The 23228-nt window shown below is 66.5% G+C and carries 24 protein-coding genes and 2 pseudogenes; 4 read left to right on the top strand and 22 right to left on the bottom strand.

Going from position 1 to position 23228, the window contains the following annotated elements:
• Positions 1-289 precede the first annotated feature (289 nt).
• Together ASG80_RS18215 and ASG80_RS18210 are read right to left on the bottom strand one after the other, a co-directional pair.
• Positions 290-1201, bottom strand: coding sequence for a lytic transglycosylase domain-containing protein (locus ASG80_RS18215; protein WP_082590624.1), 912 nt, complete (start codon positions 1199-1201; stop codon positions 290-292).
• Between the two features lie 194 nt (positions 1202-1395).
• Positions 1396-1677, bottom strand: coding sequence for a hypothetical protein (locus ASG80_RS18210; RefSeq protein ID WP_056733310.1), 282 nt, complete (start codon positions 1675-1677; stop codon positions 1396-1398).
• Positions 1678-1796: 119 nt separating this feature from the next.
• Here ASG80_RS18210 and ASG80_RS18205 point away from each other — a divergent pair, with 119 nt between their 5' ends.
• Positions 1797-2468, top strand: coding sequence for a YdeI family protein (locus ASG80_RS18205; protein ID WP_056733308.1), 672 nt, complete (start codon positions 1797-1799; stop codon positions 2466-2468).
• A 135-nt stretch (positions 2469-2603) separates the two neighbouring features.
• On the opposite strand, the gene ASG80_RS18200 is transcribed toward ASG80_RS18205, so the two are convergent.
• The 7 genes and pseudogenes from ASG80_RS18200 to ASG80_RS18175 form a co-directional block, all read right to left on the bottom strand.
• Positions 2604-3131, bottom strand: coding sequence for a DNA alkylation repair protein (locus ASG80_RS18200; RefSeq protein ID WP_235508387.1), 528 nt, complete (start codon positions 3129-3131; stop codon positions 2604-2606).
• A gap of 40 nt (positions 3132-3171) precedes the next feature.
• Positions 3172-4023 (bottom strand): hypothetical protein, encoded by an 852-nt coding sequence (locus ASG80_RS18195; RefSeq protein WP_056733305.1) that lies wholly within the window; start codon positions 4021-4023, stop codon positions 3172-3174.
• A gap of 1 nt (position 4024) precedes the next feature.
• On the bottom strand, positions 4025-4723 hold the full coding sequence (locus tag ASG80_RS18190; protein WP_056733303.1) for an iron-containing redox enzyme family protein: 699 nt from the start codon (positions 4721-4723) through the stop codon (positions 4025-4027).
• Positions 4720-5862 (bottom strand): 3-oxoacyl-[acyl-carrier-protein] synthase III C-terminal domain-containing protein, encoded by a 1143-nt coding sequence (locus tag ASG80_RS18185; RefSeq protein ID WP_056733301.1) that lies wholly within the window; start codon positions 5860-5862, stop codon positions 4720-4722. Before ASG80_RS18185 ends, ASG80_RS18190 begins: the two co-directional genes overlap by 4 nt.
• A gap of 138 nt (positions 5863-6000) precedes the next feature.
• Positions 6001-6168, bottom strand: a complete 168-nt coding sequence (locus ASG80_RS23720; RefSeq protein ID WP_156401939.1) for a hypothetical protein — start codon at positions 6166-6168, stop codon at positions 6001-6003.
• A 44-nt stretch (positions 6169-6212) separates the two neighbouring features.
• Positions 6213-7793 carry an alpha-amylase family glycosyl hydrolase gene (locus ASG80_RS18180; RefSeq protein ID WP_235508386.1) on the bottom strand — a complete coding sequence of 527 codons (1581 nt, stop codon included), beginning with the start codon at positions 7791-7793 and terminating at the stop codon, positions 6213-6215.
• Positions 7794-8173: 380 nt separating this feature from the next.
• Positions 8174-8459: pseudogene (locus tag ASG80_RS18175) on the bottom strand (ribonucleotide-diphosphate reductase subunit beta); the annotation flags it as partial.
• Between the two features lie 52 nt (positions 8460-8511).
• Here ASG80_RS18175 and ASG80_RS18170 point away from each other — a divergent pair.
• Complete coding sequence (locus tag ASG80_RS18170; RefSeq protein ID WP_056733294.1) at positions 8512-9609, top strand: lipocalin-like domain-containing protein; 1098 nt, start codon at positions 8512-8514, stop codon at positions 9607-9609.
• A gap of 124 nt (positions 9610-9733) precedes the next feature.
• On the opposite strand, the gene ASG80_RS18165 is transcribed toward ASG80_RS18170, so the two are convergent.
• The 6 genes and pseudogenes from ASG80_RS18165 to ASG80_RS18140 all read right to left on the bottom strand — a co-directional run bounded on the left by ASG80_RS18165 (position 9734) and on the right by ASG80_RS18140 (position 14597).
• Positions 9734-10921, bottom strand: coding sequence for a CdaR family transcriptional regulator (locus ASG80_RS18165; protein WP_056733292.1), 1188 nt, complete (start codon positions 10919-10921; stop codon positions 9734-9736).
• A 75-nt stretch (positions 10922-10996) separates the two neighbouring features.
• On the bottom strand, positions 10997-11434 hold the full coding sequence (locus tag ASG80_RS18160; protein WP_156401938.1) for a hypothetical protein: 438 nt from the start codon (positions 11432-11434) through the stop codon (positions 10997-10999).
• 28 nt (positions 11435-11462) lie between these two features.
• Complete coding sequence (locus ASG80_RS18155) at positions 11463-11723, bottom strand: hypothetical protein (RefSeq protein WP_056733288.1); 261 nt, start codon at positions 11721-11723, stop codon at positions 11463-11465.
• 382 nt (positions 11724-12105) lie between these two features.
• Positions 12106-13125 (bottom strand): alpha/beta hydrolase, encoded by a 1020-nt coding sequence (locus tag ASG80_RS18150; RefSeq protein ID WP_056733286.1) that lies wholly within the window; start codon positions 13123-13125, stop codon positions 12106-12108.
• 119 nt (positions 13126-13244) lie between these two features.
• Positions 13245-13557: pseudogene (locus ASG80_RS23130) on the bottom strand (ribonucleotide-diphosphate reductase subunit beta); the annotation flags it as partial.
• Positions 13558-13661: 104 nt separating this feature from the next.
• A complete protein-coding gene (locus tag ASG80_RS18140; protein WP_056733281.1) occupies positions 13662-14597 on the bottom strand; it encodes a LysR family transcriptional regulator in 936 nt (311 codons plus the stop codon).
• 77 nt (positions 14598-14674) lie between these two features.
• On the opposite strand from ASG80_RS18140, the gene ASG80_RS18135 reads away from it, so the two are divergent.
• Together ASG80_RS18135 and ASG80_RS18130 are read left to right on the top strand one after the other, a co-directional pair.
• The gene (locus ASG80_RS18135; RefSeq protein WP_056733279.1) at positions 14675-16408 is read left to right on the top strand and encodes an L-aspartate oxidase; all 1734 of its coding nucleotides are present in this window, start codon (positions 14675-14677) and stop codon (positions 16406-16408) included.
• A 29-nt stretch (positions 16409-16437) separates the two neighbouring features.
• Positions 16438-16845: a VOC family protein gene (locus ASG80_RS18130; RefSeq protein WP_056733277.1), complete on the top strand. Its 408-nt coding sequence runs from the start codon at positions 16438-16440 to the stop codon at positions 16843-16845.
• Between the two features lie 53 nt (positions 16846-16898).
• Here the strand turns inward: ASG80_RS18130 and ASG80_RS18125 are convergent, their stop codons facing one another.
• From ASG80_RS18125 to nrdH, 7 genes are all read right to left on the bottom strand, one after another.
• Positions 16899-17645 carry an SUMF1/EgtB/PvdO family nonheme iron enzyme gene (locus ASG80_RS18125; RefSeq protein ID WP_056733275.1) on the bottom strand — a complete coding sequence of 249 codons (747 nt, stop codon included), beginning with the start codon at positions 17643-17645 and terminating at the stop codon, positions 16899-16901.
• A gap of 26 nt (positions 17646-17671) precedes the next feature.
• Complete coding sequence (locus ASG80_RS18120; RefSeq protein WP_056733273.1) at positions 17672-18145, bottom strand: DNA alkylation repair protein; 474 nt, start codon at positions 18143-18145, stop codon at positions 17672-17674.
• 116 nt (positions 18146-18261) lie between these two features.
• Positions 18262-19281 carry a class 1b ribonucleoside-diphosphate reductase subunit beta gene (gene nrdF, locus ASG80_RS18115; protein WP_056733272.1) on the bottom strand — a complete coding sequence of 340 codons (1020 nt, stop codon included), beginning with the start codon at positions 19279-19281 and terminating at the stop codon, positions 18262-18264.
• Positions 19278-20075, bottom strand: coding sequence for an NUMOD3 domain-containing DNA-binding protein (locus ASG80_RS23125; protein ID WP_082590620.1), 798 nt, complete (start codon positions 20073-20075; stop codon positions 19278-19280). The genes nrdF and ASG80_RS23125 overlap by 4 nt, the downstream gene beginning before the upstream one ends.
• A gap of 24 nt (positions 20076-20099) precedes the next feature.
• Complete coding sequence (gene nrdE, locus ASG80_RS18110; RefSeq protein ID WP_056733270.1) at positions 20100-22232, bottom strand: class 1b ribonucleoside-diphosphate reductase subunit alpha; 2133 nt, start codon at positions 22230-22232, stop codon at positions 20100-20102.
• A gap of 5 nt (positions 22233-22237) precedes the next feature.
• A complete protein-coding gene (gene nrdI / locus ASG80_RS18105; RefSeq protein WP_056733268.1) occupies positions 22238-22675 on the bottom strand; it encodes a class Ib ribonucleoside-diphosphate reductase assembly flavoprotein NrdI in 438 nt (145 codons plus the stop codon).
• A gap of 124 nt (positions 22676-22799) precedes the next feature.
• On the bottom strand, positions 22800-23033 hold the full coding sequence (gene nrdH, locus ASG80_RS18100) for a glutaredoxin-like protein NrdH (protein WP_056733267.1): 234 nt from the start codon (positions 23031-23033) through the stop codon (positions 22800-22802).
• Between the last annotated feature and the right edge of the window lie 195 nt (positions 23034-23228).

The following is a 23228-nucleotide window of genomic DNA, read 5'->3' as shown; positions in this document are numbered from 1 at the left end:
TCGATGAGCGGATGGAGGGCTCTGTACTCCCGAATCACATCGGGCTTCATTGCCTGCCATGTTCTTCCTCTCCATTGGGGAACACGCCCGGCCGGGAACGCCGAGCCTGTCTCGCACCCTACTGAGATTGTTGACATTTTCACAAGCAATTTCGTTAACAGAATCGCTGGCAACACGCTACGATCATCGCCGTGCATCGGCTCGGTCACACGAGCGCGCACACGCAGACGCCGACGCAGACGCAGACGCCGACGCCGACGAGGCTCGGACAGCTCCTGCCTGCAGCGCCCTACCCGGCTGCTGCCGCGTACTCGTTCGCGACTGTCGCGACCTTGTCGACGTAATCGTTGTCGTGGTTGTAGGAGAACACCGCGGCCCGCCAACCTTCCGGGCTGGTCATCGGCCCGGACGCGCACAGGTACCGTGCGGCGGCCCGAGCGGCGTCGTCGATCTGGTTGGGGTCCGCGACATCGTCGCCGTTCGCATCGCTCCCCCACTTGGCCCAGGTCGAGGGGATGAACTGCATCGGCCCGACCGCCCGGTCCCACGTGGCGTCACCGTCGAAGACCCCGCCGTCGGTGTCCTCGATCTTGGCCACGCCTTCGCCGTCGAGCGCCCGGCCGATGATCGCCGGATGGGCATACCCGTTCTCATCGAGCACTGCATCGGCATGACTGCCATGACCCGACTCGATCGCACCGATCGCGGCGATCGTGGTCCAGCCGACGCCGCACTCCGGCTGCTCCTCGGCGATCGAGATGTGCGCGAACGCATACGCGGCGAGCGCGCGTGCCGGAATTCCCGTGGCCGCAGTAATCCGCGACATCCACTCGGGATCGATCTGGGACATCGGTGAAACTCCCGAGCCCGACACCGCCGCCGGCTCCTCCACCTGCGTCGCGTCCTGCGGCGTCTCGAGTGCTTCGCCCGCCCCGTCGACATCCTCGGACTGCGAGACCAACGGCGGCAGCGCCACGCTGGGTCCCGTCAACGGCGGCGCCCCGAATCCGGCGGGCTTGGCCGCGAGCCCCACGGCGTTCACCGCGAAGACCGCTCCCGCCGCCAATGCGACGACCCCGGCCACGAGGCCCGCATATCCGGCAATACGCCGTGCGACCTGCCACCTTGTGGCAGGCGCTTTCGCTCGGGCTGGGCGACGCTCGCCGAACTCGTCGGCGTAGGAATCGTCATCCCAAGACATCGGTGAGCCGCTCCGTTCGGGCGTTGGTTCAGAGGTTGCCCGCCGGGTCGACCGTTGCCCTCTCGTCCGAGATCCGCGTCGCCGACCCGCCCAATCAGACTACTCGCTCAACGACGAACGGGAGCGGGGACTTCGGTCCGCGTGATCCCGGCATCGGGAGTGGCAGCCGCACCACCGAGATCGCCGGTCGGGGCTCAGGTGCCGTCGTCGGTCGGATCCTCCTCGTAGAGGTCATCCAGCACCTCGGCTGCATCTCGATTGCCACCCGCCTCGAGTCGTCGGAGCTCGTCGACGTCCCCCGTTTCGGTCACGAGCTGCACACGCTGGTCCATCGCGTCCGTGCTGCCGTTCTCGGCAAGCAGCCGCAGTTCGTACGCGTCTTCCCGCTCACCGGCCAACTCCACGAGCTGCGCGGCTGCGTCCTCGTCGCCGCGGGCGGCTCGTTCCCGCAAGTAGGAGAGCTCGGCATCCGACATGACGCCTCCTTCGTTGCCTCGACCGAGTCAACATTACGCCCGGCGGCCAGGTCTGCATCGAGTCCGTCGAGAGTCAGGCATAACGTCGCTCGGACGGTGGCTGCTGGCAGACTCGTGTCATGACGACGAGGATCGGCACTCCGGGTGGCACATCCGAGCGGCCCGCCATCTTCTTCTCCGCGCCCGAGGAGTTCCGCGCCTGGCTCGAGGCGAACCACGCCACCGAAACCGAACTGTGGATGGGCCTGTTCAAGAGGCACGTGCCCGACCGTGGGCTGACCTGGGAGCAGGCCGTGCCCGAAGCGCTGTGCTTCGGATGGATCGACTCGGTGTCCCAGCGCATCGACGAGGATGCGCGCCGTCAGCGTTGGACCCCGCGCAAGCCCTCGAGCATCTGGTCGAGCGTGAACATCGCGCTCGTCGAGAAACTCACCGCCGAGGGGCGCATGCACCCCGCCGGCATCACCGCCTTCGAGCGACGGCGCGAAGACCGGTCGGGCGTGTACTCCCACGAGAATCCCGACAGCGAGCTGCCGCCCGAGGCAGCTGCCCGGTTGGCAGCGGATGCCGCGGCATCCGCATTCTGGGACGCCGCAACCGCGGCCTACCGCCGCCAGGTCATCTACTGGGTGCTCTCCGCCAAGCAGGAGTCCACGCGTGAACGACGGCTCGCCCAGCTCATCGAAGCCAGCGCGGCGGGTCGGCTCGTGTCCTTCCAGCGCTACGGCGAGACGCCGAAGTGGGTGGAGCGAGCCGCGGCGGCCGCCCGCGCAGCCGCTTCCGGTACGTGACGCCGGCGCGTCGCGTCTGGGGTCTAACCTGCTGGTCCGCGCGTGACGACGCCTGAGTGCGTTGACGCCCGGTGCGGCCTGCGATGCGCGCCAGCCCGATCCCCTTCACCAGCGCAGTCTCCCGTTCATCGACGTTCACAGGAATGAGGCAGCCCGGCGCAGGTTCGGATCCGCCTCGGCCGCCCACCGATCGATGATCCGTCGTCCTCGCGTCGCCTCGTCGCCCTCCAGTCGCACCAGGAGGGGACGGACGACGTCTGCAGCGAGCGGGTCAACGAGTTCGGGCACGCGCGCGTCGCGGAGGAACTGCTCGACCCGGGTGAGGTCATTGCCGCGCAGCATCGTCACGTGGCGCTGGAGGAGGACGATCGCGGCGAGCCTGCGCTCGTACACCGGCTCCGACCACAACTCCGATGCGAGCGTCGTGACCTCGTCGTGCGTCATCCCGGGATACCGCCGCTGCGCGTCTCGGACCGTGCCGCGCACCGCCCCGATCGAGGCGCCGTAGAAGCCCAGCCCTCCGCCGATCCGGTCCGCGTCCGACGCTGCCCGCGCCCCGGAGCCCTCAACCTGGAGCGTATGGTCGATGAACTCGGCGGCCGGCGACATCACCATTCGATTCTGCGTCACCGCGCTGACGAGCGAGGGGCGGATGACGCCCATCGCCGGGCTGGGTCGCGAGTGACCGCGACGAACGAACCCGTCAGTCGAATTCGACGCTGGTCTGGCGCGGATAGGCTCCGCGGGCCAGCTTCACGAGGCGGGCGTGGGCGTACTCGCACACGAGCGCGTGACGGTAGACCATTTGCGGCACATCCACGTTGGAGTCCATCCAGAGGCTCAGTCCGCCCACCTTCCAGTGCCGGAAGGTGTCGTCGTCGCAGACGATCGCGAGGATCTCGAGGAACGAGTCGTCGAACCGGATGGAGTGCACCGCACGGCGGTACTCCTCGACCGTGAGCGCCATCGAGAACGGGATGTTCATGAAGCACAGGGCAGTCTGGATGTCGAGGCGGAAGAACCGACGGCGCTGTCGCTCGGCGTCGAGGGGCGGGATGTCGAGCTGCGTGAAGTCGAGCCTGTCGGGTCTGGTGAGCGGCACCGTGTCGAGGGCGATGAGTACGTCGTAGACGTTGACGTCGTGCTCGACCACGGCATGGTCGCCGAGCCCGGTGAGGGCTTCGGGTCGCAGCGTCACGGGCTCCATATCGACCGGCGTGTTCCGGATGATGAAGTTGACGAGGTTCGTCTCGACGACGAAGTGCCGGATGAGCAGGTCGACGGCGTCGGGCGAGACGAACCGTCGCAGGAACCACACGCACAGCACGTCCATGGTTCGGAGCGGCATCCACCGGAACGGCAGCACGCGCTTCACGATCGAGATGAGCGCGACCAGGATGCGGGAGATCACGCGCACGATCGGGTAGAGCCAGCGCCGCGACAGGCGCCGCTGGTCATTGATGATCTGCCGCACCAGGGCGCGGTCGAGCGGCACGGACGGGTCGGCGTAGACCGCCTCCCACATGCTCGGGTCGGAACGGACGAACTCCGCCACCTCAGCGGTCCAGTTCTTCGAGCTGCAGCGCGTAGAGCCGGGCCACGACCTGCGCGCAGCGGACGATCTGATCGGCGGCCGCGTCGTCGATGATCCCCGAGGTCAGGATCGCCTCGAGGTTGCCGGTGTGCTCGCCGTCCGCCTCCTGGTGGTACTGCATGAAGTGCACCTGGTTGTCGGCGAGCCCGAGCACCTCCTGGAACCGCTCGGCCCATCCGGCGGCGCGCTTCGCTCCGAGACCTTCGATGATGAACATCGCACCGAGCAGGCCCACCGGGTTCGGCTGGTCGGCGTAGTGGAACATGTACCCGGAGAGGGCTTCGGAGCCGAGGTTCTTGCGGCCGCTGCGCAGTTCGACGAGCGAGCCCCCGATCGCGACGTAGTCGCGTTCGATCATGAGGTAGTCGCGGTGCTCCTCCTCGGCGTGGCGGATGGCCGCCGACCGCAGCTCGAAGTGGTCGATGTCGAAGCTGGATGCCGCGCGCGAGATCCACGGCGATCCGTCGACGACCTGCTGGCGGAGGTTGAAGAGCAGCCGCCGGTAGTCGTCGATGGTCACGGTGCCGTCGGCGAGCCTGCGCAGCACGGGTACGTCGTCGAGGCGCTCCTCGAGTTCGATCCACACGTCCGCGAGCCGGTCGGCGAGCGTCTCGGCGCCTGCGGGCGGCACCTCCGCGGCGGTCATGGTGTCGGTCGTCATGTGTGTGCTCCTTGCTGATTCGGTGGGGCGACCACGGTGAGGTGGGCGAAGGCGAACGAGAATCGTCCCGACTCGGGGACCGCGAGCAACACCGTCTCGCCGGGGGCGAAACGGCCCGAGCTCCACGCCTCCTCGAGGGCGATGAAGATGCTGGCCGCGCCGGTGTTGCCGCGGGTCTCGAGGTTCGAGAACCACCGGTCGGTGTCGAGGGTCGGGATGCGGCGGCGGAGGCCGTCGAACGCCAGGTCGCGGAATACGTTCGTGCTGTAGTGGCAGACGACGTGGTCGAGGTGCATGACGTCGACGAGCCCGATATCGACGAGTTCCTCGAACTGCCGAAGCCCTGCCTCGGCGAGCTCGTCGAGCACGCTGACATCCTGCCGCAGCACGAACATGCCCGCCGCCTCGGCGTCGGCGATGCCCGCATCCTGCCAGGTGCGACCCACGCTCGGCTCGATGCCGTCCATGCCGGCACGCATGCACACGTCGTGCTCGTGGGCGAGGGAGACATGTCGCACCCAGTCGACCCGCAGCGACGGCCGGCTGGGGTGCGGCTGGAACTCGACGACGACGGCACCGGCGCCGTCGGACAGCATCCAGCGGAGGAAGTGGGAGTCCATGCCGGCGCGGATGCCGTCGAAACGGCGCTGCCGGAGGCTGCGGCTCGCCAGTTCCGAACCGACGACCACGGCGCGCGGATGGTCGCCGAGCCTGATCTTGCTCACCGCCGCATCGAGGGCGGCCAGGCCGGATGCGCACACGCCCGATGCGGACAGCAGTTGCATCGGTCCGCCGCCGAGGCGACCGTGCACCATCGACGCGAAACCCGGCACGAGCACGTCGCCCATCGTCGTCGCGCAGGCCAGCATCCGCACCTCATCCGCGCCGACTCCGCGATCGTCGAGCGCCGCGCGAACAGCCTTGACCGCGAGCTCCTCGTTGAGCTCGGTCGGCTCGCCGTGCTCGTCGAGTGCGTAGTGCCGCTGCCGGATGCCGTTGGCCTCGAGGACACGGCGGCGGATGCGCTCGGTGACCGGATCGTTCCCGCCGAGCCGCGCCGCGATCCCCTCGTTGTCGACCGGCTCTCCCGGAAGGTAGCGGCCGAAGCCCGTGAGATAGGCAGTCGCGGTCGTGGCCATGGTGATGACAGTAGGGCACGCGGACGCCCGCAGTCTGGCACCTGTGTACGGCACATTTCGCGCCCCGAGCCACGACGAGTTCGGGGTACGGGCGCGTTGCCGATGAGCTCCGACCTCACCGCGGCCGCTCCCCGACCGTCACGGGCTCGCATCAGCGAGCCGCATGGTCGCCCCCGCCCTGGTCGCGAACGCGGTGGCGCTGGCGGTGATCGTGTGCCGCATGACCTCGACCGCCGCGGTCGGCGCGACGTCCGCGGGGCGGGCGAGGCTGATCGTGCGGTCGAGCGTCGGCGCTCCGAGTCGCACCGATCGGCTTCGCCCACCAGGTCCTCACGGTGCCGCCGGCGTCCTCACGCGGGAAGCTCGACCCAGACCGCGGTGTCGCCGGGCAGATCCCCACCGCGCCCGAGGGGGTCGCTGGCGAGCCGGACGCGGGCTGACGCCAGCCCGGCCGGCAGCGGCACGGGCTCCGGGCCGGTGTTCACCACGCACGCGAATCCAGTGCCTCGGGTGAACGCCAGCACCGAGGCATCCGTATCGAGCCACTGCAACCCACCGGCCCGCAGGTCTTCGCGGGAACTCCGGATTCGCAGCGCGTTGCGATACAGGGAAAGCATCGACGCCGGGTCCCGCTCCTGCGCCTCGGCGGTCTTCGCCGCCCAGGTCGGCGGCTGTGGCAGCCATGGGCTCGGACTCGAGCTGAAGCCGAATGGCGGAGCGTCGCCTGTCCAAGGCATGGGAACGCGGCATCCGTCGCGCCCCGGATCTGCGCCACCGCTCCGGGAGTAGAGCGGATCCTGTCGCAGCTCGGGCGGGATGTCGCGAACCTCCTCGAGCCCGAGTTCCTCGCCCTGGTAGATGTAGGCGCTTCCGGGCAGCGACAACATGAGCAGGCACGCCGCCCGCGCGCGACGCAGCCCGATCGCGCCATCGCCGTACCGACTGACCTCCCGCGCCACGTCGTGATTCGCGAGCACCCACGTCGCTGGCGCCCCGACATCCCGCAGGCCCTCGAGCGTGTCGTCGATCGCTCCTCGCAGCGCCGACGCATCCCATGGCGCCATCAGGAACGTGAAGTTGAACGCCGTATGCAGCTCATCGCGACGCAGGTACCGGGCGAATCGTGTCGGGTCGTACACCCAGGCTTCCGCGACGGTCACCCGATCGCCCGGGTAGGAATCCAAGATGCTGCGCCATCGGCGGTACACCTCGTGCACCTCGTCTCGATCCCAGAACGGATGCCGCGACTGCGCGACCCACGGCGGGATATCGGGATCGAGGTGGTCGGGCATGTCGACGAGGGCCGGGTCCTTCGCCAGCCCGTGCGCCACGTCGATCCGGAACCCGTCGACCCCACGGTCGAGCCAGAACCTCAGGATGTCGTCGAACTCCGCGACGACGCCCTGATCGGTCCAGTCGAGGTCGGGCTGTTCCGGAGCGAACAGGTGGAGGTACCACTGGCCATCACCGACTCGCGTCCACGCCGATCCGCCGAAGATCGACTGCCAGTCGTTGGGCGGGAGTTCGCCCGACTCGCCGCGTCCGTCCCGGAACAGGTACCGCGCCCGCTCGCGACTGTTCGGTGGGGCTGCGAGAGCAGCGCGGAACCACGGATGCTCCGACGACGTGTGGTTGGGAACGAGATCGATGACCACCCTGAGCCCCAACCTGTGCGCGGCGCCCATCAGGTTGTCGAAGTCCGACAGATCCCCGAACAGCGGCTCCACGTCTCGGTAGTCCGAGACGTCGTAGCCGGCATCCTTCTGCGGCGACGGGTAGAACGGGTTCAGCCAGACCGCGTCGACCCCGAGCTGCGCGAGGTAGGGCAGCTTCGCGATGATCCCACGGAGATCTCCCACCCCGTCGCCGGTCGAATCGGCGAAGCTGCGGACGTATACCTGGTAGATCACCGCATCATGCCACCACGCCACGGCTCGGCTCCCTCCATGCGTCGGACTCGACCTCTGCAGGTACTCCCAACCATGGCACCAGACGACCTCAGTTGGACAGTGCCGGCCTCACGGCAAGGGTGGGCTGAGGAGGTGGAGTCAGGAGCGCCAGATCCGGATACCGACGTGCGGCGCCGCGAGCTCGAAGGCGCGGTCGGTGGTTGCGGTTACCAGCTGAATCTTGGCTGACGGGATGATCAATACATCTCGAACCGAGGCGCGCGGAGCTCTGTTGATGCGTGTACCGGTTCGCTCGCGTTCCTCGCACGAATGAACGCGGGTACGCTCCACGAACCGCAGCACTTCAGCGACATACGAGTACTCGACGCACAAAGCCTGGATATCTCCGAATGGCTCAGGGATCAGAAGTCCCAGTTCTCATCTCGGTGTTGACCGCCTTGCTGATCACGTACGACGAGCCCGACCCCGAGAGGAAGTCGTGGTTCTCGTCGGCGTTCGGCGAGAGCGGAGAGGATCGCCGGGTTCACGTCGGTGACGGTCTTCGGGAACATCGGCTCGTAGCCGAGGTTCATGAGGGCCTTGTTCGCGTTGTAGTGCAGGAACCCCTTGACGTCTTCCGTGAGGCCGACGCCGTCGTAGAGGTCCCTGCGTGTACTGCACCTCATTGTCGTAGAGCTCGTAGAGGAGCACAGTGAAAACATCCGATCGCACAGCATCCGCGCCCCACGAAGGAGTCCCCATGGCCAGCGACACGACACTGGCATCCGTGGCCGACAGCCCCGCCGACTATGCACGCTTCGGGATTGACCCGGGCACCATCGCACGGTGGGAGGACGGTGCCCGCACCGACAACCGTCCGGGCACCTACGAATGGTGGTACTTCGACGCGCACCTCAATGACGGAGCCAAGCTCGTGGTGGTGTTCCAGAACAAGGACGCCGTCAACCCGAACCAACCCCTGTCGCCGCTGCTGCGGCTCAACCTCGACCTGCCCGACGGACGGTCGTTCGAGAAGGTGCTGAACCTGCCAGCCGGATCATGGGCTGCCGCGACCGACCGGGCCGACGTGCGGCTCGCCGACAACCGATTCGAGGGCGACCTGCACACCTACCGCATCACGGCGACGGCCGAAGAGGTGTCGGTCGACGTGACGCTCACAGGCCAGATCCGACCATGGCGGCCGGCGACGGGGCATTTCCTCTTCGGTGCGAACCGCGAGCTCGACTTCGCATGGCTGCCCGCGGTGCCGCAGGGCGCGGTGACCGGCAGTTACACCGTCGCCGGCGCCACGACGCAGGTCACCGGCGTCGGCTATCACGACCACAACTGGGGCAACGTGAGCCTTCTGAAGATCATCCACGACTGGTACTGGGCGCGTGGCCAGGCCGGCCCGTACAGTGTCATCGCGTCGTACATCACGGCCGTCGAGAAGTTCGGCCACCAGGCGATCCCGGTCTTCATGCTTGCGCGCGATGGTGAGATCGTGGCGGATGACGCATCGCTCGTGCGGTTCGAGACCGACGGCGTCCACACCGACGACGTCACCGGCAAGCCCGTGGCATCCGTCGTCCGCTATTTCTACGAGCAGGGCGACGAGCAGGTGGTGGTCACATTCACCCGGAAGCGCGACCTCACGCGGGCCCTCATGGTCGACGGATTGCCGCGCGTGAAACGCCTCTTCGCGAGGCTGGCACGGTTCGACGGCGCGTACCTGCGCTTCGCCGGCTCGATGACCGTGACGGTGTTCCGGTCGGGCGAGCAGATCGAGGAGTTCTCCGACGACGCCATCTGGGAGCTGATGTACTTCGGGCACGCGCGCGCGCCTGCCACATCCTGAATCCGTTCGAGGACCAGATGTCGGCGAACAGCCGCCCTTCTGCGAGAAGTCCCAGTCCTGAGCCCCTGCGCCGCATGACCAAGATCGACATGCTGGCATCGCAGGACGAGCGACGGTCGCCTTCTCATCTATTGAGGCGATGCTGGGCGAGCGTGACGACGGCGAGATAGATCTCGGCCGCTTGGCGAGGGTTGGAGAGGCTTCGCAGTGTGAGGGCCTCGAGGCGGCGCAAGCGGTTGCGGACGGTGTTCGGGTGTACGAACATCACCCGCGCCGTCTTGGCGACTGAGCCGCCTGTGTCGAACCAGGTCTGCGCCGTGTCGAGCATGACGTCGCGCTCGACTTCGGGTAGGTCGAGGACGGGATGGAGCACGATCATGGAGAGCTCGGACGCCACATCGGGTGCACCCGCGGCGACGGTGTCGATCGCGGAGTCCGAGAAGCTGTTCACCTGCCCGCGAGCTGCGGCAGCGAGCGATGTTCGTGCGAGTCTCACGGCTTGGGGCATGTGACTGAAGTCGTCGGTCACCGGACTGATCCCGGCGCGGACTTGGTAGTGCTCCAGTGCGCTGCGGACGAAGCGCACTTGCTCGTGAAAGCAGGAGACGATGCCGAGCTCGACGTCGGCACGCAGGAGCCAGGCCGACTCCATATGCTCCTCGAGCAGCAGCTGGTCGATACGCGGTGTGGAGAGGCGCGCCGCCCCCTGCGTGTCCACGGCGACGACGACGAACGGGCGGTCGCGAGGAATGCCGATCCGGTCGATCGCCTGCCAGAGCGATACGTTGGGCTGATCTCTTCCACTGAGCACCGTGTCGATGAGGGCGAATCGTTCACGTTGCCCGTCGATGATGCGGAGCTGCTCTTCGTGGTGGTACCCCTCGCTCATGAGCCTCACGAACGCATCGTTCATCCGCCAGACCTGGCCGGCCACGGCCACGAGCTCGGCATCGCCGGCCGCCTCCGACGAGCGCGCGTATTCGAGGATCGCGCTCCAAATGAACTCCGAGCCCACCCGGATCGCATCGAGCATGGCCGGCAACGGCAGACCCGCTCGAGCCCGCATGCCGCCAATGGTTCGCGTCCGCTCGTCGCGTTCGGCATCGTGCAGGCCGAGGGCAGAGACGAACTCGATGTGGGCGACGCACGATTCGTGCAGCTCCTGGTCGGTAACCGGCGACGGCGGCCGATACTCGGGCACGTTGTGTTTGATCGAATCGGCAAGTTGCCTGGGCAGGTCGGCCGAAGCGCGCAACAGCGACGACGCCAACGTCGGGAGCAGCCGGTCGGGCAGATGCCCGGATTCGGTCATGGCCGGCACGAACCTCAAAGCGGGCATGGACGGGTGGACATACCTCAAAGCTTGGCACGCCCACCCGTCGTCGTGTCAGCCCTTCTGCAGCCGGTTGGCTTCGTCCCTCGCATAGGCGGCGTCGAGAATGGCGTACTCCGCCTCCTGAAGTGCGTAAACGGCCCAGTCGACGGCATCCTCCGCATCGCCTTCGGCGTACTCGGCTGTACGTTCCGCCTTCTTCGCGGCGCGATCGGCGCGCTTCTTGGCGATGTCGTTCTGCAACGAGTCGAAGCTGTCGGAGACCTCTTTCTGGAGCTCGGCCCACGATGCGGTGAACTCGTCGGCGTCGGCGTTCATCTGATCGCCGAACCTGGTCTTCGCCTCATCGAGTGATTTCTTGGCCTCCACGCGCTTCGCGGTGATCGCCTGCTCTGTGTCCTGGTTGAACGAGGCGACCGAGTCCTCGAGCGACTTCGCTTGCTTGGAGAGCTTTTCGAGGTGTTCCGAGAGTGCCATGATGTTTCCTTTCATTGTTGCCGGATGGGGGACAGATATTGAGCTATTGGCCCGCAGCCTGAGCGACCTGGCGCACGGTGAACGCCGCCGCGATCTCGGCGACGCCGCGGAAGATCTCGCCGATCGCGGACAGTAGGACGAGGATGCCGAAGGCGATCGAGATGACATAGACGGTCGAGTTGTCGAACCGCAGCACGACGAAGCCGATCACGATCCAGGCGATTCCGACGATCAGCAGTGCCCACCATGAACTGCCCAGTCTCTTCGCGACGGCGGCGAGTGGGCTTGGGGCGAAGATGCTCATGACGATGCCTCTGATCGGTTGGATTGGGGGTGACAAATCGATCATGCGCTGCGTCCCGACAAGCAGCAATGGAATCGCTCACACGATTCAGGCGCTCGGATTGTGACGGCGAACAGTTCGCATTCGGCGCGGTGGGGCGCGCGATGACAAGTCAGTCCAGCCGTTCGTCGCCGGGGTAATCGACGGGAACCGAGCAGCTCCGCGTGGCGCAATAACCTCATCAAAGCCCTTGCATTCCTCCAGCGGAATGTAGGCAGATCGGTCTCATTCGCGCTCAACCGCGGGCGCACCGCATCCTTGACAGCGATGACAGGATTGCCGCCGTGGTCAGGGCTTCGAGAAGTCCCAGTCCTCGTCCTCGGTGTTCACGGCCTTGCCACCGTCATCGGGCGTCCCGGCCGACGGCGGAGAAGCTCAGAGCGAGGAAGTCCGTCATGATCTTCATCATCGACGCCGTCGTCCAGAACCTCTCTTCGCCGCCCTTGACCGCCAAGTCCCCATGCCCGGCGCCCGTGACGAGGTACCGGGTGCTGCTGACTCCGGCCCTCAGGAGCGCGCGGTGCAGCAACGCAGTCTGCACCGGCGAGATGATCCGATCGTCGCTGCCATGGAGGATCAAGAATGGCGGTATCGATGAGTTCACGTACGTCGCGGGGTCGGCGGCAGTGACGGCTACGGGATCATCGTCGATGCTCACCGCCTGCGGTCCGTGCACGTATCGCGCGATGGCGTTTCCGGGGGCGTAGACGGCGTCGATGGTGGCCTGATCGAATCCGTCGCCGAGTCGACGCAGGTCGGAGCCTCCGAACTTGTCGATGATCGCCTGGACCTGAGCGTCGCCATCCGGATCGAAATGGCGGTCGCCGTTGGTCGCCCCGGCCAGGGCGACGAGGTAGCCGCCGGCGGATTCACCCCACAGCGCAACACGCGCGGGGTCGATGTGATAGTCATCGGCGCGCGTACGCAGGAACCGGACGGCCGCTCGTACGTCGGCCAGTCCGTCCACGTAGGTGGCGCCGTGGCGAGTGGTGCGGTACTCGATGCTCGCGACCACGTAGCCGGGGGCGGCGAGCGCACGTCGCATCCGTCGACCGCCTGCCTTGGCCGACATGATGAACCCGCCCCCAGGGACGAAGACCACGAGCGGATGCGGGCCCGGCGCTTCGGGAACCAGGATGTCCATTCGCAGCACCAGCGGGGCGCCACCCCTCCCGGCGTCCTCGTAGCGGGCATAGGCGCGATTCCTGAACTCGCGCACTCCTCCGACCCGACCGATCTGACCTGCGGCATCCGCGGGGATCACCACGCTGTCGCCCGCGTCATACGGCGCAGGTTGCTTCGAGATCGGGACGGGATGCCCCCGCAGCGCGGCGACCTTCATCATCAGGGTGGGGATGTTCATCTCTGCGGCCTTCGAGTCAGCGAACGCTCAAAGGATGCCACGTCGGATCACCTCGTGCGAGATCTCACTCGCGCGACCACTGCTGCCCCTTCACGCCCTGCGTGATCCACAGCGACCGAGAAGTCCCAGTCCTCGTCCTCGGTGTTCACGGCCTTGCCGATCACGTACGAACTCCCCGACCCCGAGAAGAAGTCGTGGTTCTCGTCGCGTTCGGCGAGAGCGCCGAGATTATCGCCGGGTTCACGTCGGTGACGGTCTTCGGGAACATCGGCTCGTAGCCGAGGTTCATGAGGGCCTTGTTCGGTTGTAGTGCAGGAACTATTTGACGTCCTCGGTGAGGCCGACCCCATCGTAGAGGTCCTGCGTGTACTGCACCTCGTTGTCGTACAGCTCGTAGAGCAGCGAGAACGTGTAGTCCTTGAGGTCGTCGCGCTTAGTCTGGTCGACATCGCGAAGTTGAGTCCGCTGAGAAGCCGCGAGGCGCCGACCCGTCCCGCCGCTGGTTCTCGGTTCTCCCCGCCGCTGCTCTCCGAGTGTCACGCGCTCGCACCGGCGAGTCGCATGGTCGCCCCCGCTCGTGCCGCGAAGGCCGTGGCGCTGGCAGTGATCGTGTGCCGCATGACCTCGACCGCAGCGGTCGGCGCGACGTCCGCGGGGTGGGCGACGCTGATCGTCCGGTCGAGCGTCGGCCCGTCGAGTCGGACCGATCGCAGTCCGGGGCGATCGATGAGCACCATAGCCGGCACGATCGCGACGCCGAGTCCGCGCTCGACGAACCGCAGCACCGCGTCCATCTCCGCCCCTTCGAGCACGACATCGGGCGTGAGATCCGCCGCGCGGAAGGCGGCATCCGTCGCGCTGCGCAGGTCGTAACTCGAGCTGAAGACGATCTGCGGCAGGCCCGCGACCTCCTCGAGCCCGATGGTGGCGCGGGTGGTGACCGGCGGCGCGCCGGCCGACGAGATCACCACGAGCTCCTCGACGAGCAATGGCGCCACGGTGAATCGCTCGGCGGTCGTGGCATCCGACGTGGTGATCAGTGCGAGGTCGAGCTCGCCGCTGGCGAGTTCGTCGAGCAGCCGGCGCGACCCCTGTTCCGACAGGTGCAGTTCGATGGACGGATGCTCCGCGTGGAACGCGCTGAGCACCTCTGCGACAAGACTGATGCACAGGGTAGGAGTGGCGCCGAGCCGCACCCGGCCGCGCTCGAGGCCGGCCAGTTCGGCCAGCTCGCGGCGCACCGAGTCGGCGTCGGCGAGCATGCGGCGCGCGAGCGGCAGCAGCGATTCGCCCGCGATTGTCAGGGTGCTTCCGCCGCGGGCCCGGTGGACCAGCTCGGCACCGAGATCCTGCTCGAGCGCGGCGATCTGGCGGCTCAGCGAGGGCTGGGCGAGATACAACTCCTCGGCGGCTCGGGTGAAGTTGCCGAACCGAGCCACCTCCACGAAGCTGCGCAGTTGCTCGAAGTTCATATCGATAGCCTACGCGCATCATTACCACGATATATATGCATTGGCGTAATCCAACGACCGAACCTAGCGTGGACCGTATGAGTGCTTCAGAACGTCAGATCTCCACGACCGTCCTCGTGATCGGCACCGGCGGATCGGGCCTGCGCGCCGCCATCGAGCTCGCCGAGGCGGGAGTCGACGTCCTCGCCCTGGGAAAGCGCCCCAAGTCCGACGCCCACACCTCGCTCGCGGCCGGCGGCATCAATGCCGCCCTCGCCACGATGGATGCCGACGACAGCTGGCAGCAGCACGCCGCCGACACGCTGAAGGAGAGCTACCTGCTCGCCAACCCGCGCACGGTTGAGATCGTCACCTCGGGCGCGGCGCGCGGCATCGAAGACCTCGAACGCTACGGCATGCCGTTCGCCCGCGAGGAGGACGGCCGCATCTCGCAGCGCTTCTTCGGCGCTCACACGTACCGCCGCACGGCGTTCGCGGGCGACTACACCGGGCTCGAGATCCAGCGCACGCTGATCATCCGGGCCGCGCAGCTGAACGTGCCGATCCTCGACACGGTCTACGTCACGCGCATCCTCGTCAACGACGACGGTGCCGTGTTCGGCGCCTATGGCTTCGACCTCGAGGACGGCACGCGCTACCTCATCCACGCCGACGCGGTCATCCTCGCCGCCGGCGGGCACAACCGCATCTGGCGGCGCACCTCGTCGCGGCGCGACGAGAACACGGGCGACTCGTTCCGGCTCGCCGTCGAGGCGGGCGGCCGGCTGCGCGACCCCGAACTCGTGCAGTTCCACCCCTCGGGGATCATCGAGCCCGAGAGCGCGGCCGGCACTCTCATCAGCGAGGCGGCTCGCGGTGAAGGCGGCATCCTCACCAACGGGCTCGGCGAGCGCTTCATGGCGCGTTACGACCCCGAGCGGATGGAGCTGTCGACGCGCGACCGCGTGGCCCTGGCCTGCTACACCGAGATCAAGGAGGGGCGCGGCACCCCGAACGGCGGAGTGTGGCTGGATGTCTCGCACCTCCCCCGCGAGACGATCATGACCCGCCTCCCCCGCGTCTACCAGACGATGCTCGAGCTGCAGATGCTCGATATCACGAAGTCACCGATCGAGATCGCGCCCACCGCGCACTACTCGATGGGCGGCGTGTGGGTGCGACCCGACGACCACGGCACGGATGTCCCGGGGCTCTACGCCATCGGCGAGGCATCCTCCGGGCTGCACGGCGCCAACCGCCTCGGCGGCAACTCGCTCATCGAACTGCTCGTCTTCGGACGCATCGTGGGCCGGGCCGCAGCGTCGTACTCGGCTGCGCTCTCGGCACAGCAGCGGTCGGCGACTGCGGTGCAGACCGCTCGCGACGAGATCGCCTCGCTGCTCGCATCGGATGGTTCGGAGAACGTGCGCGCCCTGCAGCGCGCCATCCGCAACACCATGACCGAGCACGCCGGAGTGGTGCGCGACGAAGCCGGCCTCCTCGCCGGGCTCGCCGAGCTCGACGCGATCGAGGCCCGCATGGGCGACATCGGCGTCCACCCCGACATCGCCGGGTACCAGGACCTGGCTCACGCCTTCGACCTCAAGTCGGCCGCTCTGGCCGCTCGGGCGACCCTGGAGGCGGCGCTCGAACGGCGCGAGACCCGCGGATGCCACAACCGCAGCGATCACCCCGAACTCGACGAGTCGATGCAGGTGAACCTGGTCTGGTCGCCCTCGACCGGCGTGACCCGCGAGGAGATCCCGCCCATCCCCTCCGAGATCGCGGCCCTCATGCGCGAGGTCTCGACGGCGGGCAAGCTCGTGGAGTAGCCGGGAACGCGCCTCAATAGGATGGCGGGATGCCTCTCTTCGACCATATCGGCATCACCGTCGACGACCTGCCTCGCTCGATCGCACAGTTCGATCCGGTGATGCAGGGGCTCGGCTGCACCCGGCTCGATGCCGACAACGGCGTGTCCTGGTACAAGGGCGAGGAGGAGCTGATCCTCCACCCCGCCCGCGAAGCGGGCAGCGGCCCGCACCGGCACGGCCAGGTCGGTTGGCAGCACCTCGCCTTCGCCGTCGATTCACGCGAGGAGGTCGATCGTCTGCACGCGATCGCGCTCGGCGCGGGCTGGACGGCCGTGCGCGAGCCCAAGCTGTACCCGCGGTTCAACGACCGCTACTACGCGTCCTTCGTCGAGGACGACAACGGCATCCGCATCGAGTTCATGTACAACCCGCCCCGAGAATCGGCCGCGGACTGAATCCATCATCGGCGGCCACGATGAGCTGAGTTCGACGTGATCGAGGCCAGCGGTTACGCGCGGCGCGGCGTCCAGCCGGATGGGAGCGGGCCGTCGATCGCGGCCCTCTCCCGATCCGCATCCGCAGACCACCCCTGCGCGGCATCCGTCGCATCGAAGCCACCCCGCGCGACGCGGAACCCGACGTCCTCATGGTGCATGCGCGGAGCACCGCCCCGCCGGGTCGACGCCCTGACGCTCCAGGCGTCATCCGCGAACCCGCCGCCGCGGAACACGCGGTAGGCGTCGTATCGGGCGGGATCGAGCAGGTCCCAGCACCACTCCCACACGTTCCCGAGGGTGTCGAACAGTCCGTTGAGGTTCGGCAGCTTGACGCCGACCTCCTGCGGGGTCGTCACCCCGTCAGCAGTCGTCCAGGCGACCTCGGAGAGCAGGCCGTAGTGCGGGCCGGTCGACCCGGCGCGGCACGCGAACTCCCACTCCGCCTCGGTCGGCAGGCGGTACCCGTCGGCGTCGACGTGCCACGTCACGTCCTCGCCGTCGAACGTGTACACGGGGTCGAGCCCCTCCCACTCGGATGCCGCATTGCAGAACCGGATCGCGCGCAGCCAGCTCACGCCGGTCGCCGGCCGGCGCGGATGCGACGCCGTCACCCCGAGCATCTCGGCGAGCTGCTCCTGCGTCACCGGGTACACCCCGATCTCGAACGGCTCGAGGTCGACGCTCCAACGCACCTTGCGGCGCGCGTCGTGCAGCGTGATGGAGCCGGTCGCGATGCGTGTCAGCTCGATGTCCGCCACCGGTGCAGTCTCCCCTTCATCCACACTCAGAGCAACCCGGCGGCACGGCGCAGGTTCGAGTCGTCCGCCACCGACCATCGATCGATGATCCGTCGTGCGCGCGTCGCCTCCGGGTCATCCAGTCGTTCGAGCAGGGGACGGACGATATCGGTGGCGAGTGGGTCCACAAGCTCCGGGACACGCGCGTCACGAAGGAACTGCTCGACCCGGGTGAGGTCGCTCCCTCGCAACACCGCCAGATAGCGCTGCAGGAGGACGATCGCCGCGAGCCGGCGCTCGTACACCGGCTCCGACCACAACTCGGCGGCGAGCGCCGTGACCTCGTCGTGCGACATCCCGGGATAGCGCCGATCCGCGTCCCGTACCGTTCCGCGCACTGCGCCGACCGAGGCGCCGTAGAATCTCAGGCCCACCCCGATCCGATCAGCGTCCGTATCCGCCCGCACTTCACTGCCTTCGGCTCGGAGCGTGCGGTCGATGAACTCGGCCGGCGTCGTCATGCTTCGATTCTCCGTCACCGCGAGGGCCGACGATCAGGCGGATGCCCGCCTCGGGGCTCGACGGATGGCCGAGCGCCGACCTCGAGCTCACGGCCGCTGCTGCAGTATCGCGAGACTTAGAAGTCCCAGTCCTCATCCTCGGTGTTCACGGCCTTGCCGATGACGTACGAGCTCCCCGACCCCGAGAAGAAGTCGTGGTTCTCGTCGGCGTTCGGCGAGAGCGCCGAGAGGATCGCCGGGTTCACGTCGGTGACCGTCTTCGGGAACATCGGCTCGTAGCCGAGGTTCATGAGGGCCTTGTTCGCGTTGTAGTGCAGGAACTTCTTGACGTCCTCAGTGAGGCCGACGCCGTCGTAGAGGTCCTGCGTGTACTGCACCTCGTTGTCGTAGAGCTCGTAGAGCAGCGAGAACGTGTAGTCCTTGAGGTCGTCGCGCTTGGCCTGGTCGACCAGCTCGAGGCCCTTCTGGAACTTGTAGCCGATGTAGTACCCGTGCACGGCCTCGTCACGGATGATGAGGCGGATCAGGTCGGCCGTGTTGGTGAGCTTCGCCCGGCTCGACCAGTACATGGGCAGGTAGAAGCCCGAGTAGAAGAGGAACGACTCGAGCAGCGTCGAGGCGACCTTGCGCTTCAGGGGCTCGTCGCCACGGTAGTACTCCATGACGATCGCAGCCTTCTTCTGCAGGTTCTCGTTCTCCACCGACCAGCGGAAGGCGTCGTCGATCTCCTTCGTCGAGCACAGCGTCGAGAAGATCGACGAGTAGCTCTTCGCATGCACCGACTCCATGAACGCGATGTTGGTGTACACCGCCTCCTCGTGCGGGGTCAGCGAGTCAGGGATCAGTGAAACTGCACCAACGGTGCCCTGGATCGTGTCGAGCAGAGTGAGCCCGGTGAAGACGCGCATCGTGAGCGTCTGCTCCTCGGGCGTCAGCGTGTTCCACGACTGCACGTCGTTCGACAGCGGCACCTTCTCGGGCAGCCAGAAGTTGTTGACCAGGCGGTTCCAGACCTCGAGGTCCTTGTCGTCTTGAATCCGGTTCCAGTTGATCGCGTTGACGTGATCGACGAGCTTGATCTTGCCGCCGTGCGCCGGGTCGTTGCTGGCGGAGTTCACCGGGTCAGTCAGAGTCATTTGCCGTCTCTTTCGTTGTTGCGGTCATCGATGCAATGCCGGCACGTCTCCTTGAAGACGCCTTTATTGGTGTGATGTCGAGTGTGGGCGTTTCGGACGCTGGACGGCATGGGTCGACCTCTCAGCGCCGCGGACCGCTTTGCACGCGTCTCTTCGCTCGCCACTTTGCCAAAGTTCGGGTTCAACTCTCCCCGACGCATCTCAGAGAGTCGAGCGCGCGACGCAGCCGACATCGTGTGCGCGAAGCTCGGGTGGTCAGGCCCGAACTTGCCGTAGTTCGGATTCGCTGCGCCGGTGTTCGTGCCCTTGCGCATCGCAGACCACTTGGCCTTCTGCTCTTCGCTATGGATGGCACGACCCCAGATCGGCGACTCCGGCCCACGACGGTGCACGCCTGTCGGTCGCCCCCTGGCCCGATCACCGGCCGCCCTACGTTGCTTCTCGGTCCAGATGTGACCGTTCGGGCCTTTGCCGCCCTCACTGAGATTCAGAAGCCGATGACCTCCGCGCCGGAGCCTGGCGATCCAACGGATCTCAGCCTCCGCGAGATCATCGAGACCCGTGAGGACCACCTCGAGCGGAACCGCGATCGCGTGCTCTCGCCCCTCTTTCCGCAGCCAGTCATACAACGGCGTCTTTCGACCAGACGCAGCGGTCTTGAAGTGCTGCCGCTCACGCACCGTCACAGAAGCGGTCGTCATCCCGACATAACGGATCTCACGGCTGTCGTAGGTGCGGAACCCGTAGATTCCGCCGATGAACGTCTTCGGCGCAACGATCTCGACTTCACTCATCTCTGCCCTTTGTCCCAAGCTTTGTCACAACATGCAGCTGACGCACTCGCTCAGGTTCGTGCCCTCGAGCGCCAGCTGCCGCAGGCGGATGTAGTAGATCGTCTTGATCCCCTTCTTCCACGCGTAGATCTGCGCCCTGTTGATGTCGCGGGTCGTCGCCGTGTCCTTGAAGAAGAGCGTGAGCGAGAGGCCCTGGTCCACGTGCTGCGTCGCCGCGGCATACGTGTCGATGACCTTCTCGTAGCCGATCTCGTAGGCGTCCTGGTAGTACTCCAGGTTGTCGTTCGTCATGAACGCCGCCGGGTAGTACACGCGTCCGAGCTTGCCTTCCTTGCGGATCTCGATCTTCGACGCGATCGGGTGGATCGACGCCGTCGAGTTGTTGATGTACGAGATCGATCCGGTGGGCGGCACGGCCTGCAGGTTCTGGTTGTAGATGCCGTGTTCCTTCACGGATGCCGCGAGCTCACGCCAGTCGTCCTGCGTCGGGATGTGCACGCCGGCCGTGTCGAAGAGCTCCTGCACCCGAGCCGTCGCGGGCACCCACGCGGCATCCGTGTACTTCTCGAAGAACTCACCGCTCGCGTACTTCGACTCGGAGAACCCGTCGAAGGCCTCGCCGCGCTCGATCGCGATGGTGTTCGAGGCGCGCAGCGCGTGGAAGAGCACCGTGTAGAAGTAGATGTTCGTGAAGTCGATGCCCTCCTCGCTGCCGTAGAAGATGCGCTCGCGGGCGAGGTAGCCGTGCAGGTTCATCTGGCCGAGGCCGATGGCGTGCGACTTGTCGTTGCCGTCTTCGATGGAGCGCACCGACGAGATGTGGCTCTGGTTCGACACCGACGTGAGTCCGCGGATGGCGGTCTCGACGGTCTTGCCGAAGTCGGGCGAGTCCATCGTGAGGGCGATGTTCAGCGAACCGAGGTTGCAGCTGATGTCCTTGCCGATCTGGTTGTAGCTCAGGTCCTCGTTGTAGGTCGTCGGCGTGTTGACCTGCAGGATCTCGGAGCACAGGTTCGACATGTTGATGCGGCCCTTGATGGGGTTGGCCTTGTTCACCGTGTCCTCGAACACGATGTAGGGGTATCCGCTCTCGAACTGGATCTCGGCGAGGGTCTGGAAGAACTCGCGCGCGTTGATCTTCGTCTTCTTGATGCGCGGGTCGTCGACCATGGCGCGGTAGTGCTCGGTGATCGGCACGTCGCCGAACGGCTTGCCGTAGACGCGCTCGACGTCGTAGGGCGAGAAGAGGTACATGTCCTCGTTGTTCTTGGCGAGCTCGAACGTGATGTCGGGCACGACCACGCCGAGGCTCAGCGTCTTGATGCGGATCTTCTCGTCGGCGTTCTCGCGCTTGGTGTCGAGGAACCGCATGATGTCGGGGTGGTGCGCGCTCAGGTACACCGCGCCGGCGCCCTGGCGTGCGCCGAGCTGGTTGGCGTAGCTGAAGCTGTCTTCGAGGAGCTTCATCACGGGGATGATGCCCGACGACTGGTTCTCGATCTGCTTGATCGGGGCACCCGACTCGCGGATGTTGCTGAGCAGCAGTGCCACGCCGCCACCGCGCTTCGACAGCTGGAGTGCCGAGTTGATGCCGCGCGCGATCGATTCCATGTTGTCTTCGATGCGGAGCAGGAAGCACGAGACGAGCTCGCCGCGCTGCGCCTTGCCCGTGTTGAGGAACGTGGGCGTGGCCGGCTGGAAGCGGCCGCCGATGATCTCCTCCACGAGGTCGGTGGCGAGCTGCTCGTCGCCCTGGGCGAGGCCGAGTGCGGTCATGACGACGCGGTCCTCGAAGCGCTCGAGGTAGCGCTTGCCGTCGAAGGTCTTCAGCGTGTAGCTCGTGTAGTACTTGAACGCGCCGAGGAATGTCTCGAAGCGGAACTTCTTCGAGTAGGCGAGGTCGTTGAGCTTCTGGATAAAGGCGAAGTCGTACTGCGCGAGCACCTCGGGCTCGTAGTACTGCTTCTCGACGAGGTAGTCGAGGCGCTCCTTGAGGGAGTGGAAGAAGACGGTGTTCTGGTTGACGTGCTGCAGGAAGTACTCCCGAGCGGCCTCGCGGTCCTTGTCGAACTGGATCTTGCCGTCGTCGCCGTAGAGGTTCAGCATCGCGTTGAGCGAGTGGTAGTCCATCGCGACGGTCGTGCGCGGAGCGTCCATGAGCGCTACGCCGTCTGCTGCTGCTGCCGAGTTCGCCGCTGTGCTTGTTGTACCCAAAATGCGTCCAATCCTTCATTGACGGCGCGAACGTCGTCGGGGGTTCCGAATACTTCGAAGCGATAGAGGTGGGGCACGCCGGTCTTCGCGGCGATGATGTCGCCGGCGAGGCCGTATGCCTTCCCGAAGTTGGTGTTGCCCGCGGCGATGACGCCCCGGATGAGTGCGCGGTTCTGCGGGTCGTTCAGGAACTTGATGACCTGCTTGGGCACAGCGCCCTTGCCGTCGCCCCCACCGTAGGTGGGTACGACGAGCACGTAGGGTTCCTCGGCGTGGAGGGCATCCTCGCGTGCGTGAAGCGGAATCCGGGTCGCAGGGCGGCCGAGCTTCTCGATGAAGCGCTTGGTGTTACCCGAGACGCTCGAGAAGTAGACGAGATTCGTCATGGTGCATCCTTCGCCGGATTCCCATAGTCGTGGGGAGTGCTGCCGATCGAGGAGGTCGTGCAGATCGAGATGGCCTCCGGCCTGACCCCGAGGTCAGCTCCTCTCGGGACCGGGCCGGAGTGGCCTATGCGAGACGCGAGGCGAGTTCGGCGATCTTGTCGGGACGGAAGCCCGACCAGTGGCCTTCGTCGGTGATGACCACCGGGGCCTGCAGGTAGCCAAGCTCCTTGACCTGCGCGAGGGCGTTCTCGTCGACAGACAGGTCGAGCACTTCGTACTCGATGCCCTTGCTGTCGAGCGCGCGATACGTGGCGTTGCACTGGACGCAAGAAGGCTTGGTGTAGACCGTGACCGTCATGGTTCCCCTCGTTCTCTTTCGTGTTCTCGAGCTCCGGAGGAGCCCGCCCCCGTACTGCGTATTCGTTCCTTCAATACTACATCTAGTGTCTGCGGAACTGAACCGCCACAACATGCTGTAGTTACATCTCTGTAGTTTTCCACCGATTTCTCCACCGTTCATCCCCAGGCGGATGCCCCGGTGACCCGCGGATTC

It is taken from the genome of Agromyces sp. Soil535, from assembly GCF_001428255.1.
Lineage (GTDB): Bacteria > Actinomycetota > Actinomycetes > Actinomycetales > Microbacteriaceae > Agromyces.
The sequence above is the reverse complement of the archived record's forward strand: the minus strand, read 5'-3'. Positions and strand labels throughout refer to the sequence as shown.

Excerpts from the sequence above, each read along its gene's own strand:
- ASG80_RS18215 (WP_082590624.1), bottom strand. The coding sequence starts at position 1,201 with ATGTCTTGGGATGACGATTCCTACGCCGACGAGTTCGGCGAGCGTCGC.
- ASG80_RS18200 (WP_235508387.1), bottom strand. The coding sequence starts at position 3,131 with ATGGGCGTCATCCGCCCCTCGCTCGTCAGCGCGGTGACGCAGAATCGA.
- ASG80_RS18150 (WP_056733286.1), bottom strand. The coding sequence starts at position 13,125 with ATGAACATCCCCACCCTGATGATGAAGGTCGCCGCGCTGCGGGGGCAT.
- nrdI (WP_056733268.1), bottom strand. The coding sequence starts at position 22,675 with ATGACGAATCTCGTCTACTTCTCGAGCGTCTCGGGTAACACCAAGCGC.
- nrdF (WP_056733272.1), bottom strand. The coding sequence starts at position 19,281 with ATGACTCTGACTGACCCGGTGAACTCCGCCAGCAACGACCCGGCGCAC.
- ASG80_RS18140 (WP_056733281.1), bottom strand. The coding sequence starts at position 14,597 with ATGAACTTCGAGCAACTGCGCAGCTTCGTGGAGGTGGCTCGGTTCGGC.
- ASG80_RS18160 (WP_156401938.1), bottom strand. The coding sequence starts at position 11,434 with ATGAAAGGAAACATCATGGCACTCTCGGAACACCTCGAAAAGCTCTCC.
- ASG80_RS18185 (WP_056733301.1), bottom strand. The coding sequence starts at position 5,862 with ATGGCCACGACCGCGACTGCCTATCTCACGGGCTTCGGCCGCTACCTT.
- ASG80_RS18170 (WP_056733294.1), top strand. The coding sequence starts at position 8,512 with ATGGCCAGCGACACGACACTGGCATCCGTGGCCGACAGCCCCGCCGAC.
- ASG80_RS23125 (WP_082590620.1), bottom strand. The coding sequence starts at position 20,075 with ATGAGTGAAGTCGAGATCGTTGCGCCGAAGACGTTCATCGGCGGAATC.
- ASG80_RS18165 (WP_056733292.1), bottom strand. The coding sequence starts at position 10,921 with ATGACCGAATCCGGGCATCTGCCCGACCGGCTGCTCCCGACGTTGGCG.
- nrdH (WP_056733267.1), bottom strand. The coding sequence starts at position 23,033 with ATGACGGTCACGGTCTACACCAAGCCTTCTTGCGTCCAGTGCAACGCC.
- ASG80_RS18135 (WP_056733279.1), top strand. The coding sequence starts at position 14,675 with ATGAGTGCTTCAGAACGTCAGATCTCCACGACCGTCCTCGTGATCGGC.
- ASG80_RS18205 (WP_056733308.1), top strand. The coding sequence starts at position 1,797 with ATGACGACGAGGATCGGCACTCCGGGTGGCACATCCGAGCGGCCCGCC.
- ASG80_RS18190 (WP_056733303.1), bottom strand. The coding sequence starts at position 4,723 with ATGACGACCGACACCATGACCGCCGCGGAGGTGCCGCCCGCAGGCGCC.
- ASG80_RS18130 (WP_056733277.1), top strand. The coding sequence starts at position 16,438 with ATGCCTCTCTTCGACCATATCGGCATCACCGTCGACGACCTGCCTCGC.
- ASG80_RS18120 (WP_056733273.1), bottom strand. The coding sequence starts at position 18,145 with ATGACGACGCCGGCCGAGTTCATCGACCGCACGCTCCGAGCCGAAGGC.
- nrdE (WP_056733270.1), bottom strand. The coding sequence starts at position 22,232 with ATGGACGCTCCGCGCACGACCGTCGCGATGGACTACCACTCGCTCAAC.
- ASG80_RS18210 (WP_056733310.1), bottom strand. The coding sequence starts at position 1,677 with ATGTCGGATGCCGAGCTCTCCTACTTGCGGGAACGAGCCGCCCGCGGC.
- ASG80_RS18155 (WP_056733288.1), bottom strand. The coding sequence starts at position 11,723 with ATGAGCATCTTCGCCCCAAGCCCACTCGCCGCCGTCGCGAAGAGACTG.